Source organism: Methylophilus flavus, assembly GCF_042678905.1.
Lineage (GTDB): Bacteria > Pseudomonadota > Gammaproteobacteria > Burkholderiales > Methylophilaceae > Methylophilus > Methylophilus flavus.
Map to the genome: position 1 here is coordinate 1,132,809 of NZ_JBHTLN010000001.1, position 14,480 is coordinate 1,147,288.

11 protein-coding genes are annotated in these 14,480 nt (G+C 52.1%); 4 read left to right on the forward strand and 7 right to left on the reverse strand.

The genetic code is table 11. The annotated features are described in order from the left end of the window. Positions 1–907 precede the first annotated feature (907 nt). Positions 908–2,554 (reverse strand): electron transfer flavoprotein-ubiquinone oxidoreductase, encoded by a 1,647-nt coding sequence (locus tag ACFQ2T_RS05530; RefSeq protein ID WP_379031611.1) that lies wholly within the window; start codon positions 2,552–2,554, stop codon positions 908–910. Between the two features lie 28 nt (positions 2,555–2,582). Next, positions 2,583–3,521, reverse strand: a complete 939-nt coding sequence (locus ACFQ2T_RS05535) for a LysR family transcriptional regulator (protein WP_379031614.1) — start codon at positions 3,519–3,521, stop codon at positions 2,583–2,585. A gap of 170 nt (positions 3,522–3,691) precedes the next feature. Here ACFQ2T_RS05535 and ACFQ2T_RS05540 point away from each other — a divergent pair, with 170 nt between their 5' ends. The 4 genes from ACFQ2T_RS05540 to ACFQ2T_RS05555 all read left to right on the forward strand — a co-directional run bounded on the left by ACFQ2T_RS05540 (position 3,692) and on the right by ACFQ2T_RS05555 (position 6,735). Further along, a complete protein-coding gene (locus ACFQ2T_RS05540; RefSeq protein ID WP_379031616.1) occupies positions 3,692–4,444 on the forward strand; it encodes an electron transfer flavoprotein subunit beta/FixA family protein in 753 nt (250 codons plus the stop codon). Beyond that, complete coding sequence (locus tag ACFQ2T_RS05545) at positions 4,441–5,370, forward strand: FAD-binding protein (protein WP_379031619.1); 930 nt, start codon at positions 4,441–4,443, stop codon at positions 5,368–5,370. The genes ACFQ2T_RS05540 and ACFQ2T_RS05545 overlap by 4 nt, the downstream gene beginning before the upstream one ends. 63 nt (positions 5,371–5,433) lie before the next feature. Then, complete coding sequence (locus ACFQ2T_RS05550) at positions 5,434–6,216, forward strand: ferredoxin--NADP reductase (protein WP_379031623.1); 783 nt, start codon at positions 5,434–5,436, stop codon at positions 6,214–6,216. Between the two features lie 51 nt (positions 6,217–6,267). Next, positions 6,268–6,735, forward strand: coding sequence for a GNAT family N-acetyltransferase (locus ACFQ2T_RS05555; protein WP_379031625.1), 468 nt, complete (start codon positions 6,268–6,270; stop codon positions 6,733–6,735). A 25-nt stretch (positions 6,736–6,760) separates the two neighbouring features. Here the strand turns inward: ACFQ2T_RS05555 and ACFQ2T_RS05560 are convergent, their stop codons facing one another. The 5 genes from ACFQ2T_RS05560 to ACFQ2T_RS05580 form a co-directional block, all read right to left on the reverse strand. Further along, a complete protein-coding gene (locus tag ACFQ2T_RS05560; RefSeq protein WP_379031628.1) occupies positions 6,761–8,179 on the reverse strand; it encodes an MFS transporter in 1,419 nt (472 codons plus the stop codon). A gap of 204 nt (positions 8,180–8,383) precedes the next feature. Further along, positions 8,384–9,175 (reverse strand): SDR family NAD(P)-dependent oxidoreductase, encoded by a 792-nt coding sequence (locus tag ACFQ2T_RS05565; RefSeq protein ID WP_379031631.1) that lies wholly within the window; start codon positions 9,173–9,175, stop codon positions 8,384–8,386. 161 nt (positions 9,176–9,336) lie between these two features. Then, complete coding sequence (locus ACFQ2T_RS05570; RefSeq protein ID WP_379031634.1) at positions 9,337–10,269, reverse strand: response regulator; 933 nt, start codon at positions 10,267–10,269, stop codon at positions 9,337–9,339. Beyond that, positions 10,266–13,700, reverse strand: a complete 3,435-nt coding sequence (locus ACFQ2T_RS05575) for an ATP-binding protein (protein ID WP_379031637.1) — start codon at positions 13,698–13,700, stop codon at positions 10,266–10,268. Before ACFQ2T_RS05575 ends, ACFQ2T_RS05570 begins: the two co-directional genes overlap by 4 nt. A gap of 211 nt (positions 13,701–13,911) precedes the next feature. Next, the gene (locus ACFQ2T_RS05580) at positions 13,912–14,475 is read right to left on the reverse strand and encodes a HupE/UreJ family protein (protein WP_379031639.1); all 564 of its coding nucleotides are present in this window, start codon (positions 14,473–14,475) and stop codon (positions 13,912–13,914) included. Between the last annotated feature and the right edge of the window lie 5 nt (positions 14,476–14,480).

Sequence of the window (14,480 nt, forward strand, 5' to 3'; positions counted from 1 at the left end):
ATAGTGCACGCGCTACCGTCATCCCAGTTAATGCTTAGCTTGGTTGCACTCGAAGAGCGAATGCCGCACTTGCTTGGGTGTGGTTTGGTTTATTTGGTTTGAAAAAGTATTTCTTCGGATAATCCACCGTTCTTTTTCGCCTCTAGGCGAGTGTCTTTCCTTTGCTTGCCCAAAGCAAAGTCACCAAAGTAAAGGGCACCCTAGCCTCCGCTTGTTTCCTCCGTTGCTCATCAAAATAAGCGTTCGCGAAACTCATCCTAGCGGCCTGCACACTACGCAGGCCAACGCGGGATTCAAACAGTCGCTCCCTTCCTCCTTATTTTGACTCCGCTACTCGGCGCGTCAGATAGGGGCTCGAGAAAACCACACGCTTTTACGGAATTTAAGAATCCTCGCATTGCATCCCGCTCAACCACTTTTGAATTTGATCTTCAAATTCAAAAACTCACCTAGCGCCCGCAGCTCTTTGCGTCTAGCGATTGTTTCATCGTGGTGGTTTTAAACGGGCCCCTATCTGACGCGCCGAGTAGCGCAGGCAGCGGGGGAGCCTTCGGCCAGCGTTTGTTCGAGTTCCGCTACAAGCCACGAAGTGTGTGGCTTGTTAGGGCGAGTTTCGTTGGCCGCCCACGCTGATGAGCAACGCAGGATAAAAGCGGAAGCTAGGGTGCCCTTTCTTTTGGTTACTTATTCTTTGGGCAAGCAAAGAAAAGTAACTCGCCGACGGGCGAAAAAAAACGGTCAAGCACCAGAAGAAGTACCTAATTAAACCTACAAGCTAGTACCGCGTTTTTTCTCTATTGCAACCAAGCTAAATATTCACCTTGCCTGGATTCCGGCCTCCGCCGGAATGACGATCTTTGCAAGTGCGCTGGCTTTTGAGTCAGTCAATCGTTTGGCAGGTAACCTATCACTGAGAAACATAATTAGGCCCACTCCCCCCCTCCGGCGGTACCCAGGTAATATTCTGCGTCGGGTCCTTGATATCGCACGTCTTGCAATGAATGCAATTCTGCGCATTGATCTGCAACACTTGTGCCCCTTCCTGCTCAATAAACTCATACACCCCCGCCGGGCAATACCGCTGTTCCGGCCCGGCATATTTCGGCAAATTAACCCGCTCGGGAATATCCTGCACTGTCAGTTTCAAATGGCACGGCTGCTGATCATCATGCCCGATATTGCAGAGGCTGACTGAACTGAGCTTATCAAAAGTCAACACCCCATCCGGCTTGGCATACTCCGGCTGGCGGCTTTGTGCAGCTTCATCCAGGGTGGAATGATCCGCAGTGGTATGTTTCAAAGTCCAGGGTAAGGTAATGCCAAAATCTGATAACCACATTTCCGCACCACCCAGCATGGTGCCAACCCAAGTGCCCCAGCGGGACAAATAGGGTTTCACATTGCGCACAGCAGTTAAATCCTGCCAGACCCACGATGCACGCAGTTTTTGCGGATAACTGGTCAATATTTCCGGAGCGCCCTGCTGAATGGCATTGAACACAGATTCTGCCGCCAGCATGCCGGATTTCATTGCATAGTGGCTACCCTTGATTTTAGGCACATTCACCAGGCCCGCGCTGCAACCCAGCAATGCGCCACCCGGGAATGCAAGTTCAGGTAGCGACTGTATGCCACCTTCTGAAATAGCACGCGCGCCGTAACTGATGCGTTGCCCACCTTCCAACAGTGCTTTCAGTTTTGGGTGGGTTTTATAGGTCTGGAAAATATCAAATAAGGATAGATACGGATTGCTGTAATCCAGGTGCACTACATAGCCGACTGAGACCTGGTTCTCCCCATGATGATAGATAAAGCCACCACCACCGGTATTGGCATCCAGCGGCCAACCTAAAGTATGCTCAATCAGGCCTTTTTGGTGCAATTCCGGTTTGACCCGCCAGATTTCCTTGAAGCCCAAGCCGTATTTGGCCGGACTGGACGCGGCACGCAGGCCGTATCTTGCTTCCAGCTGTTTGGTCAGAGAGCCACGTGTGCCTTCGGCCACCAGGGTATATTTGGCGCGGATTTCAATCCCCGGCGTGTAATTTCCCGTGGGATTACCTTGTTTATCTAACCCCATATCGCCGGTAATCACGCCTACCATGCGGCCGGCGTCATCATAACTTGGCGTTTGTGCTGAAAAGCCGGTATAGATTTCCACACCCAACTCCTCCGCTTGCGTAGCCAGCCAGCGGCAAACTTCACCCAGGCTGACAATATAATTGCCGTGGTTGCGCATCAGCGGCGGCAAAGTCCACTCGGGCAATGTCCAGTCTTTTTCCTGACCCAACACCACAAAGGTGTCTTTAGCCACCGGCGTATTCAATGGGGCGCCCAGGGCTTGCCAGTCAGGCAACAGCTCCTGCAAAGCTTTGGGGTCTAACACAGCGCCCGAGAAGATATGACTGCCGACCTCAGCACCTTTTTCCAGAATACATACGCTCAGTTCCTGACCTTCCGTCTGTGCCAATTGCTTGAGACGGATGGCGGCTGATAGTCCTGCCGGGCCAGCCCCGACAATCAGCACATCATATTCCATTACATCTCTTTCCATGCTTCCTCCAACATTCAGTTTCCCGCCATCAGGCAATCGCCGGGATATCAATTAAATCGCTACGCGTCGCCCCTTGGGTGAACGCCTGGCAAAACGCAAGAAACTGGCGGATACCGCCGGTCTGGTATTTTTGCCGGTGCCATAAAAAGTAAAAATTTCTGTGAAACTGCAAACTATGGTTTTCGATCGGCACCAGGCTGCCGCGCCGGAACGCATCCTTCAACGCCAGCCTGGAAATACATCCTATGCCAAGACCCGACTCCACGGCACGCTTGATCGCCTCGGTATGCTCCAGTTCCAGCGTGATGTTTAGCCTGGAGTAATCCTGGCTAAACGCGCGGTCAAACGTTTCGCGCGTGCCGGAGCCTTTTTCACGCACTATCCACGGTTGCAACAGCAAGTCAGACTTGTAGATGGTTTTACCTGCCTGCGCTAATTGCGCCAGCGGATGCGAAGGTGCGGCAAAAATGACCAGTTCATCGGCAATCCATGGCGCCACCGCAATATCCGGGTGGTTACACTCGCCCTCTATCATACCCAAATCCAGTGTATGATTCGCAATTTGCTCAACGATGGTGCGCGTATTTTGCACCTGCAGCTGGATATGGCTTTGCGGATATTGTTGCAGGAATTTGGCCACGAGTAAGGTGACCAGATAGTTACCGACCGTCAGCGTAGCGCCGATTTTCAAATGTCCATAGCCTTGCTGGCCATGCAGCATGCGCTCAATTTCGCGGGCACGGTCCAGTAACTCCACCGCCTTAGGCAGTAGCTGTTGCCCTGTTTCGTTAATGCGTAAACTTTTGCCGACACGGTCAAATAACTGGATTTCAAATTGCTTTTCCAGCTCAATCAAGGCTGTGCTGGCGGCGGATTGAGATAAGGCCAGTTGCTCACAGGCACGCGAGACACTACCAGCGCGACTGATAGCGACGAATATCTCTAATTGCCTGATGGTGTATTTCATTGAAGTAAAAGGATTATGCAGGATTTGAGCCGCATCAACATCAATCTATAAAATAGATATATATTATTATAATAATCAATTTAATAAATATTACAAGCTAGCTTAAAATGCTCGGTTACGAGCTAGAACATCTATAGAAAGCAACGTTTTTTTATGAAAGCACTGGTTTTATGAAAGCATTAGTAGCGATCAAACGGGTCGTTGATTATAACATCCAGGTACGCGTCAAGGCAGACGGTTCTAATGTCGATATTGATGGCGTCAAAATGGGTATCAACCCTTTTGATGAAAACGCGATTGAAGAAGCCATTCGCCTGAAAGAAAAAGGCATCGTCAGCGAGATCATTGCCGTCACCATCGGTGGCGCAGCAAACCAGGATATCCTGCGTCACGCGCTGGCCATGGGTGCAGACCGCGCCATGCTGATTGAGACACAGGAAACCTTGCATTCACTGGGTGTGGCTAAAGTATTGAAAGCGGTGGTAGAGCGCGAACAGCCAAACCTGATTTTACTGGGCAAACAGGCCATTGATGATGATGCCGGTCAAACCGGCCAGATGCTGGCGGCCTTGCTGAAATTACCGCAAGCCACTTACGCTTCGCAAATCACGATAGAAGGCAATCAGGCGACGGTAATCCGCGAAATTGATGGCGGCACGCAAACGCTAGCTGTCAGCCTGCCAGCCGTGATTACTGCAGACTTGCGCCTGAACGAACCGCGTTATGTCAAATTACCAAACTTGATGATGGCAAGAAAGAAACCGCTGGAAAACGTGCCATTGGACTCCCTGAACGTCTCCCTCAGCCACAATGTGCAGCAACTCAAAGTTGCCACACCACCTGCCCGCCCTGCCGGGGTGATGGTGAAAGATGTGAATGAATTACTGAGCAAATTGCGTACGCACGAGGGGATCCTGGGATGAGAACACTGATTATTGCCGAACATGACGGCCAGCATTTGAATGAACAGCTCGCGCGTGCCGTCACTGCGGCGCAGCACTGGCAACAGCCGGTGGATGTGCTGATCGCCGGCGCCCAGCCAGAGGCACTGGCCGCACAAATTGCCGCCTTACAGGGGGTAAATAGCGTATTGGTCGCAAGTGATGCTGCCTTGCAGCACCCAACCGCAGAACACCTGGCTGATATCATCGTGCCGCTGGCCGCCGATTACAGCGTGGTGCTGGCTGCACACAGCGCCTTCAGCAAAAACGTGCTGCCTCGCGTTGCCGCCTTGCTGGATGTGAATATGCTGTCCGACGTGCTGGAGATTCTGGATCGCAACACTTACGTCCGTGGTATTTATGCCGGTAACGTACTGGCAACGGTGCACAACCAGGATGCGACACAGGTTTTAACCGTGCGTGGCAGCAAATTTGCCACTGCAACCTCTGGCGCCACAGCAGAAATTAAAGCGATTGCAACACCAGCAGCCCCGCAAGGCAGCCGCTGGGTATCAGAAGCATTCAACAAATCCGAGCGTCCTGCCCTGACTGCTGCCAAAGTGGTGGTTTCTGGTGGCCGCGCCCTGGGCAGTGCAGATGCTTTCGCGCAAGTGATCGCGCCACTGGCGGACAAACTGCATGCCGCCATTGGTGCCAGCCGCGCGGCGGTTGATGCCGGTTATGCGCCCAACGATTTGCAAGTTGGCCAGACCGGTGTGGTGGTTGCCCCCGAACTGTATATCGCCGTCGGTATTTCCGGCGCAATCCAGCATGCCTACGGCATGAAAGACAGCAAGGTGGTGGTCGCGATTAACCAGGATCCGGAAGCACAGATTTTCAAGATTGCTGACTATGGATTAGTGGCAGACTTGTTTGAAGCAGTGCCGGAACTGACAGCTGCGTTATAATAAGCGCTTAAAATAAATCCTTTAAATTCAAATCCTTTGCCTAGTCGCGAGTAAAAATCAAACATGAGTAATAAAAAATATTCCACCGAAACGATCCTGAGCGTTCACCACTGGAACGACACCCTGTTTAGTTTTAAGGCCACTCGCGACCCGGGTCTGCGTTTTGAAAACGGCCAGTTTGTGATGATTGGTATGGAAGTAGATGGCCTGCCACTGACACGCGCTTACAGTATCGCCAGTCCAAACTATGAAGAACACCTGGAGTTTTTCAGCATCAAGGTACCTAACGGTCCGCTGACTTCACGTTTGCAACACCTGAAAGTGGGCGACCCGCTTTTAGTGAGCCGCAAGCCGACCGGTACACTGGTTACCCACGATTTGAAACCTGGTAAAAACCTGTACTTCTTCTCTACCGGTACTGGCCTGGCACCTTTCATGAGCCTGATCCAGGATATCGAAGTATATGACCGCTTTGAGAAAGTAGTCCTGATTCACGGTGTGCGTTATGTGAATGAACTTGCTTATGCCGACTTTATCAGCCAGGAATTACCGAATAATGAATTCTTTGGCGAAGAAGTGAAAAACAAGCTGATTTACTACCCGACAGTGACTCGCGAGCCGTTCAGAAACCAGGGTCGCCTGACTGATTTGGTAGAAAGCGGCAAACTGTTTGAAGACATCGGCCTGCCACCGTTGAATCCTGAAACTGACCGCGCCATGATCTGCGGTAGCCCGGCCATGCTTAAGGATACCGCCCACATGCTGGATACACGTGGCTTCAAAGTTTCTCCACGTATCGGCGAACTTGGTGACTACGTGATTGAAAAGGCTTTCGTAGAAAAATAAGCCCTAAAGCAAAAAAACGCAGCAATATGATCGCAGTGTGCAGATATCAACATGACCAGGATATCTGACACTGCGATTTCTTTTGAGCCAGCGCAACCATCAGACCTGCTTGCGTTAAGCGCCCTGCTTACGCTGCTGTTTTCACAAGAACACGAATTCACCCCTGACACCGCCGCCCAGCAACGAGGCCTGGCTGTCATCCTTGAGCAACCGGACACCGGCCGTATCCTGGTGGCAAGGCATCAGGGGGAAGTGATCGCCATGGTGAGTTTGCTATTCACCATTTCCACCGCCCTGGGTGGCCGTGTTGCCTTGCTGGAAGATATGGTCGTGAATCCGACGCATCGTGGCCAGGGCATAGGCTCACAATTGCTGGCATATGCCGTGGAATTCGCCCGCACATACCAGATACTCAGAATCACCTTGCTCACTGATCACGACAATAGTGCTGCCAAACAAATCTATCAACAGCAGGGCTTTCAGCAGTCCGGCATGCAGGCGTGGCGATTGATACTTTAGAACTTTTGAGTTGGCGTCGTGCGGATTAGCGCCGGGCATCCTTCATGCCGATGGCGACCACAATCGCCAGCACAAATACGACGGACAGTAACAAAAAGCCCTGCGCATAGGCCTGGAAAGTACCGGCAGCAGTTGCGCCACACATTTCCTGCCGCCATTCGAGAAACACCGCCATCATGGTCACGCCAACCACGCCGCCTAACTGCCTGGCATAACTGACCACCACCGAAGACTGCCCCAGATGTTGCGGCTCCATCTCGTGCAAGGTAGCAAGGTTAAGCGCGGGCAGGATCATACCGAGGCCGATACGCCCCACCACAGTGGCGGCGACAATTTCCCAGTATTGCACCGTATCGGCCGCGAAGACGAACACCAGAAACGAGGCGCCAAATATGGACAAGCCCGCCAGCGTGATTCGCCTGGGCGACAATTTATCCGCCATTTGCCCGGCAAACGGGATCGTCAGCACCAGAGCGATGCCGGAAGGGAGCAGCAACAATCCGGCGTCAGTGGCACTGAAAGACAAGGCTGTTTGTAAAAATACCGGGATCAGATAGGTAGAGGCAAATAAACCAAAGCCATAGGCAAACGCGACGAAAGTACCGCGGCTGAATGTTGGTTTGGAAAACAGGTGTAACTGGATAATGGCGTGCGGCAAACTACGCGCATGGCGGATATAACAGGTCATCGAGACGACCAGCAATGTGGCATAACCCAAAGTCCAGAATGCGATCAATCCGCTATGGTGCAAACTGGAGACAAACTCGATCAACCCTATGGATGCAGCGGATAGCCAGCCAAGGCCTGACCAGTCAAATGGCTGCACTTCCCTTTTGCGTGGTGCCGGTAACCAGATGCGCGCGGCGATCAGCGCCAAGAATGCAAAAGGTACGCCTAACAGGAAAATGGCCTGCCAGCCAAACTCGTCCAGCATCCAGCCGCTGATGGAAGGCGCGATGGCTGGCGTAAAGGCAATACCGACAATCAGTATGCCTGATGCGCGGCCCTGGATATTAGGTGGAAATAAGCGCATCAGCGCCATGATGCCTAAGGGTTGCAATACCCCGGCGGCAATCCCCTGCACCAGTCGCGCGACCACCACGTGCACAAATGTCTGCGCATAAAATCCGGCCACACTGGCAGCAATCAGCAGCCATAGCGCCGCCATAAATACACGCCGCAGGCCAAAGCGCTCAAGCAGCCAGGCCGCAGGCAACATGGCAATGGTCATCGCCGCCAGGAAAGCTGTCATCGCCCATTGCACATGGTCCTGGCCTAAATGGAAAGTCCTGGTTAACGCTGGCACCGCTACATTAAAACTGGAGGTGCATAACACCCCTGCTATCGTCCCCAGGCCGATAATGCATAACACCATCCATTTATACTGCTCGCCATAGTGCTGCGTTAAGGCATCATAGGAATGCACTTTTCTAAACAATCTCACAGATTTCGCCTGTTCTTCTTATTCAGCATAAATACCCATACAGCATAGCCATACAGCATTGTGACTTACATTTACCGGAACCGGTTCACCGTGAAATGAAATAGGCTTATCCTGCACCAGACAGTTATCGTTAAAACACTAGAGCTGAATGACGATTAAAGGGTTGCGTCCTGGCACTACAGCTTGGTATATAACCTTACCCTGCTAAAACGCGCTCTTGATGACACCGCCATCTACGCGTAAAGCAGCACCTGTGGTTGCAGAGGATAGGGGGCTGGCAATATAGGCCACCAGATTGGCGACCTCTTCTGTAGTGGCGAACCGCTTGATCAGCGAGGTGGGCCTGACATGCTCAAAGAACTCCTGTTCGAATGCGGCTTGTGATTTGTTTTCGGCCTGCGCCAGCGCCTCAACAAAATCACCGACGCCACGAGAACGTGTAGGTCCGGGCAATATGCTGTTGACGGTAATCTGCGTCCCCGCCAAAGATTCGGCCAGACCACGCGCGACCGCAATCTGCGCAGATTTTGTCATGCCGTAATGAATCATTTCCGGCGGAATCTGCACGCCGCTTTCACTGGAAATAAACACGATACGCCCCCAGTCTTTTTGCTTCATACCGGCCAGATAAAGCCTGGCAAGACGAACACCACTTAATACATTCACATCAAAAAAACGCTGCCAGTCAGCGTCAGGAATATCTTCAAATTCTTTGGGTTCAAAAATACCAAGATTATTCACCAGCACATCAACCTCAGGATGAGTTGCCGCCAGTTTTTCAGCGACATCAGCCTGTGTCAAATCTCCGGCAAAACCTGCAACAGTTTTACCAGTCGCGCGCTGAATATCCTGAATCGCTTGCTTTACCGAACTTTCGGAGCGCCCATTGATGACCACTTCGGCACCTTCTTTTGCTAACAAGGTAGCAATTGCCAGCCCGATACCAGCTGTGGATCCGGATACCAGTGCTTTTTTGCCCGTCAGTTGCAAATCCATACAAGCCTCTCTATTGAATACAGTGGTTGATTGGTAATACAAAGCGCAAGTGTAGCAGAAGCAAACTGCAAGCTGGCTGCGTCACTGGGAATGTCCAGGAGTGCGGGTAGCTCCGAGGGCTTATCGCTAATGGGCTGATAGCATCAGACGCTCAGGCGTTACTAAAACTTGATTTTAGAAGTCACTAACGAAGCAGCCGCTGTCCTGGTTTCAACACCCAGTTTCTGGAACACGTGTTCCAGATGTTTATTGATGGTACGCGGGCTGGTACCCAGGATCTCACCAACATCCTTATTTGTTTTGCCTTTGACCGTCCAGTACAACACTTCCGACTCACGCTTGGTGAGCTGGAATACTTTACCCAGTGACTCAATCTGCAATTCGTCCGAGTGTTCGCGCAACACAATCACCCATTGCTCTTCACTGGTGTTGGCTACCGTGAGGCTGAGCCGTGCACTACCTTGATTCACGTTCAAAGTCTGCATGGTTTGTTTGGCGGTGAATTGCTGTACACAGTTTTCCAGCCACTGGTAAATCATGGGTGGCAGGGTCTGCACTGCGCTGTAAGCTTCTTTGGCTACCCATTCGGCAAAATATTGTTCCAGGTATTGCTTGGCTAAAGGCGTTTGCCAGACCAGCCGTTTGTCGGCAGGTAAAATGGCAATGGTGGCCTGGCCAAAGGCATCCAGGGCAGAAGTGGCCTGATGCATCTTGGTGGCATTCTGCACATGCGCTTTCACACGGGCCAGCACTTCGGCGGGACGCACAGGCTTAGTGACATAATCGACGCCACCGGCATCAAACGCCATGGTGACGTGTTCAATTTCCGTCAGGCCGGTCATGAAAATAACCGGGATATGCTGGGTTTCGGCGGTGGCCTTGATGCGCCTGCAGGTGGCAAATCCATCCAGACCGGGCATCATCGCATCCATCAGGATCACATGCGGCTGCATCAGGTGTGCGACCTGCAAGGCCATTTCACCTGAATTGGCGACACAGACCTGATAGCCCGACTCATCCAGGGCATCATGCAGATAAGCCAGGTTTTCCGGCACATCATCCACAATCAACACGGTGTAGTTTGGGTGGGTCATTTTGCATCCTCAATCAAGCGTTGCAGTGTAGCAAAATCAAAGCGTTCCATGGCCGCTTGCAGTGCGTTAATCAATGTTTGATGATGTGAATATTCCCGCGCCAAGGTCGTGAGTATTTCGCGCGCACCTTTGACATAGCCTACCTTGGCATACTGCATCAGGTTTTCCATTAATTCTGCAGGAATAGCGGGAGAGTCTTTTGCAACTGGTATTGCCTCAGATTCTGACAGCAGTAACTGGGTCTCTTCTTTGCTGTCCACATATTGCCAGACCAGGCCCAGGCGGTGCCCTACCCAATCCAGCACTTCGTCCAGATTCACCGGTTTAACAAAGAAATCCTGTGCCGGTATTTTGGCCTGGTTATCCAGGCTGCGGTCATAGGCATTGGCAGACACAATCGCGATCGGAATCTGCGAGTGATGCACCTCGCGGATAATATAAGCGGCTTCCCAGCCATCCATCACCGGCATCGCCAGATCCATCAGTATCAAATCAGCCTTCACCGCTTTGTACTGATTTACGCAAGCCTGGCCATTGGCCGCTTCGTGGATAATAAAGCCAAGCGGCTGCAAGGTATCCCGCAACAACTCTCTATCTACCTCTTCATTATCCACCACCAGAATAGTGCGGGGCGCACCTTCATAGCCGGTACGTTGCCGGACTGCCTGCTTGGACAAATGCGCAGTCTCGCGGATTTGCGGTAAAAACAGACGGATATCAAAACGCGTGCCATAACCAACCACGCTGTCGAAATGAATTTCGCCACCCATCAGTTGCGTTAGCAGCTTGCTGATGGTCAAACCCAAGCCGGTCCCGCCTATGCCGACCACATTCGCCGCACTGCCGCGCTCAAAGGGCTCAAAGATTTTCTCAACCTCATTTGGCGCGATGCCGGGGCCGGTATCCTGGATCTCGATTTGCGCAATCTCGCGCGCATAGCTGATGCGGAAAGTCACACTGCCCTTGGTAGTAAATTTCACTGCATTGCCAAGAATATTCACCAGAATCTGCATCAGGCGTTTATGGTCAGCCCGCACATACTCGGGCAAAGTGCCGACCTGTTCAAAATTGAAGGTCAGGCCTTTGTTTTGCGCCTGGATCTCAAACATGCTGACAATGTGGGTAATGAATTCAGGGAAGTGCAATGGCTTGACATCAAACGCCATCTTGCCGCTTTCAATACGGGCAATATCCAGGGTGCTTTCAATCAGCGACAGCAAATGCTCACCACCGCGGCTGATGGTTTTGATCGCCTGCTTGCGATGGTCAGGGATACTGTCATCATTGGTCAACAACTGGGCATAGCCCAAAATGCTGTTGAGTGGCGTACGCAACTCATGGCTGATGCCGGTGATATAACGACTCTTGGCCTGGTTCGCCTCTTCTGCCAGCCGGCGCGCTTTTTGCAGCTGGCTATCAGTTTTCTTGTGTGATTCAATCTCTTCCAGCAATAACCCGGTCTGCCGGTTGGACTCTTCCTGCGCCACGCGACGGCTGGCCGAGGTGAGTACCAGCCACCAAGCCACAATGCCGCCAAGAAACAGCAGTGCGACAAACACCTTGAGATAGCCAGAGCGAAAGCGTGCCATCAGTTCAGGATATTGCTGCCCTATGGTCAAGGAGTCATGCAGGTAGATCAAGCTGATGGTCGCGCCAAATAACAGCATGGCGATCACCATCAGCAACAGGAAGTGCGCCACGCCGCCGTTGAGATGCGGCCAGAAGCGCTCTGGCAGGATTTTCCTATTGACCGCTTCCCACTGCGCACTTAACCGTGCCTGCGGTTTACAGGCATCATGGCACCTTGCGTCCAGGCAGCAGCAAAGCGAACAAATCGCACCGCCATAAGCCGGGCAATGCGCCATATCGCTGACTTCGTAATCTCGCTCGCAGATCACGCATTGCTTGGTCGCTGAGGGTTGCAGATAGACCGGGCGTTGCCTGGCGAGGTAATATTTGCCTTTGGTATACCAGGCAATCAGCGGCGATAACAGCATCGCTGTGAATAATGAAATAAAGGTAGAGAAGGATTGCGCCACTACACCCATGACACCGGTATAAGCCGCAATCGAAATCGCAGAGGCAATAAACATGGCGCCCACACCCACCGGGTTGATGTCGTATAGATAAGCGCGCCGGAATTCAATGCCTTTCGGGCTTAACCCAAGCGGCTTGTTAATCACCAGGTCAGCGACCACAGCAGCGATCCAGGCAATGGCGATATTGGCATATAAACCCAGGATCTCTTCCAGCGCCTGAAATACATTCAGCTCCATCAGCACGATGGCAATCATCACATTAAAAGCGACCCACACAATACGCCCGGGATGGCTATGCGTAAGCCGGGCAAAGAAATTAGACCATGCCAGCGAGCCGGCATAGGCATTGGTCATATTGACCTTGATTTGCGAGACACAGACAAATAAAGCCGTGATGGCAAGGGCGATTTCGTGGTTGCTGAACACATGCTCAAAACCAACCAAGTACATGTGCGTAGGGTTGACCGCAGAGCTGATCGGCATATCCCGGGTAAATACCAGGTAGGCTAACAAAGCCCCTGCCAGCATTTTGAGCATACCCAGAATGACCCAGCCGGGGCCTGCCATTAATACGCCGATATTCCAGCGCCAGTAATTTTCTTTCGTTCGCGCTGGCATAAAGCGCAAAAAGTCGACTTGCTCGCCAACCTGCGGAATCAGCGCCACCCCGACAGCGGTCGCCGCGCCGAACATCAACCAGTTGAAATGCCCACCATTGGCGGATGTCCCGGCAAAATCACTCAGCCTGTGCAACACATCGGGATCCGCACGCAGAATCGCAAAAAACGGCAGGAACATCAGCGCGATCCAGATTGGCTGCGTGATCATCTGGATGCGGCTGATCAAAGTCACGCCATGGGTGACCAGGGGAATGACAATCAGCGCGCTGACCAGGTAACCCAGGTATAGCGGTAAATGGAAATACAATTCCAGCGCATAACCCATGATCGCCGCTTCCAGCGAAAACAGGATAAAGGTGAACGAGGCGTAAATAAACGAAGAGATGGTCGAGCCGATATAACCAAACCCGGCCCCACGCGTCAGCAAATCCATATCCAGCCCGTATTTGGCGGCGTAATAGCTGATAGGCAGACCAGTCAGGAAGATAATCGCGCCCACAGCCAGGATAGCCCACAGCGCATTGGGAAAACCGTAATTAATGGTGATGGTACCGCCAATCGCTTCCAGGACCAGGAAAGAGATGGCCCCCAGCGCCGTATTGGATACCCGTAAAATTGACCACTTACGGAACGCACGCGGCGTGTAGCGCAGCGCATAATCCTCTATCGTCTCGTTCGCCACCCAATTGTTATAGTCGCGACGAATCTTGACGATACGCTGTATCGGTTCGGCAGTAATTTCGCTAGCTAATCCGGGAGACGGCGTAGACAATCAATAACCCTTTAATGATGACAGGCTTTAATAACAAGCCTGCGGCAATGCTCCGCAGACCAAAAAACTTTCCCCACGCTATATTAAGGTCTGCAGGTAAATCAATCATTACGTTAATTGACGTAGCGATGAAAGGCAAGCAACATCACAGGCCTTTACATTAAAAAAGCGGACCTGGAAGATCCGCTTTCTGGAAATTTATTTTAAATTCTCAGGCAATCAGCCAGTAAGCACCCAGGCCCATCATCATGCCGCCCAGCAGTTGCGTCGTAGCTTTCAGCCAAGGCTGTTGCTGGCGCCCCAGAATCCAGCCCAGCCCATGCAATGTAGCCGTTGCCAGCACCATACCAGTTAATGAACTCCAGCTCTGTCCAAGCTCAACGCCGTGCACATAACCATGCGCAGCCGCTACCAATCCCACCAGGCTAAACTGTGACCATCTGGATAACTCTACCTTTGCGATCAGCAAACCACCCATCACCAGCACACTGGCCGCTACCATCACTTCAGCCAGTGACATTGGCAGCCACACCATTGCCAGCGCCGCAGACACTGCCATCACACTGACAAACAACACAGGTAATTGCCAGCCCTGTTGCACCTGGCGACGTGCTGCCCAGATGCCAAGTGACAGCATCACCAACAGATGATCCCAGCCGGTCAGTGGATGCAAAAAGCCAGTCGCGAACCCCGCCTGTAAGTCATGTCCAGGATGCGCGTATGCCACACCCGATAACACACTAGCCCCGATACCTAAAAGAATACTTTTTTTCATAGAAT

What these genes read in the sequence shown, in the direction of transcription:
- ACFQ2T_RS05540 (WP_379031616.1), top strand. Translation starts at nt 3,692, where the DNA reads ATGAAAGCATTAGTAGCGATCAAACGGGTCGTTGATTATAACATCCAG.
- ACFQ2T_RS05555 (WP_379031625.1), top strand. Translation starts at nt 6,268, where the DNA reads ATGACCAGGATATCTGACACTGCGATTTCTTTTGAGCCAGCGCAACCA.
- ACFQ2T_RS05580 (WP_379031639.1), bottom strand. Translation starts at nt 14,475, where the DNA reads ATGAAAAAAAGTATTCTTTTAGGTATCGGGGCTAGTGTGTTATCGGGT.
- ACFQ2T_RS05550 (WP_379031623.1), top strand. Translation starts at nt 5,434, where the DNA reads ATGAGTAATAAAAAATATTCCACCGAAACGATCCTGAGCGTTCACCAC.
- ACFQ2T_RS05565 (WP_379031631.1), bottom strand. Translation starts at nt 9,175, where the DNA reads ATGGATTTGCAACTGACGGGCAAAAAAGCACTGGTATCCGGATCCACA.
- ACFQ2T_RS05570 (WP_379031634.1), bottom strand. Translation starts at nt 10,269, where the DNA reads ATGACCCACCCAAACTACACCGTGTTGATTGTGGATGATGTGCCGGAA.
- ACFQ2T_RS05535 (WP_379031614.1), bottom strand. Translation starts at nt 3,521, where the DNA reads ATGAAATACACCATCAGGCAATTAGAGATATTCGTCGCTATCAGTCGC.
- ACFQ2T_RS05545 (WP_379031619.1), top strand. Translation starts at nt 4,441, where the DNA reads ATGAGAACACTGATTATTGCCGAACATGACGGCCAGCATTTGAATGAA.
- ACFQ2T_RS05530 (WP_379031611.1), bottom strand. Translation starts at nt 2,554, where the DNA reads ATGGAAAGAGATGTAATGGAATATGATGTGCTGATTGTCGGGGCTGGC.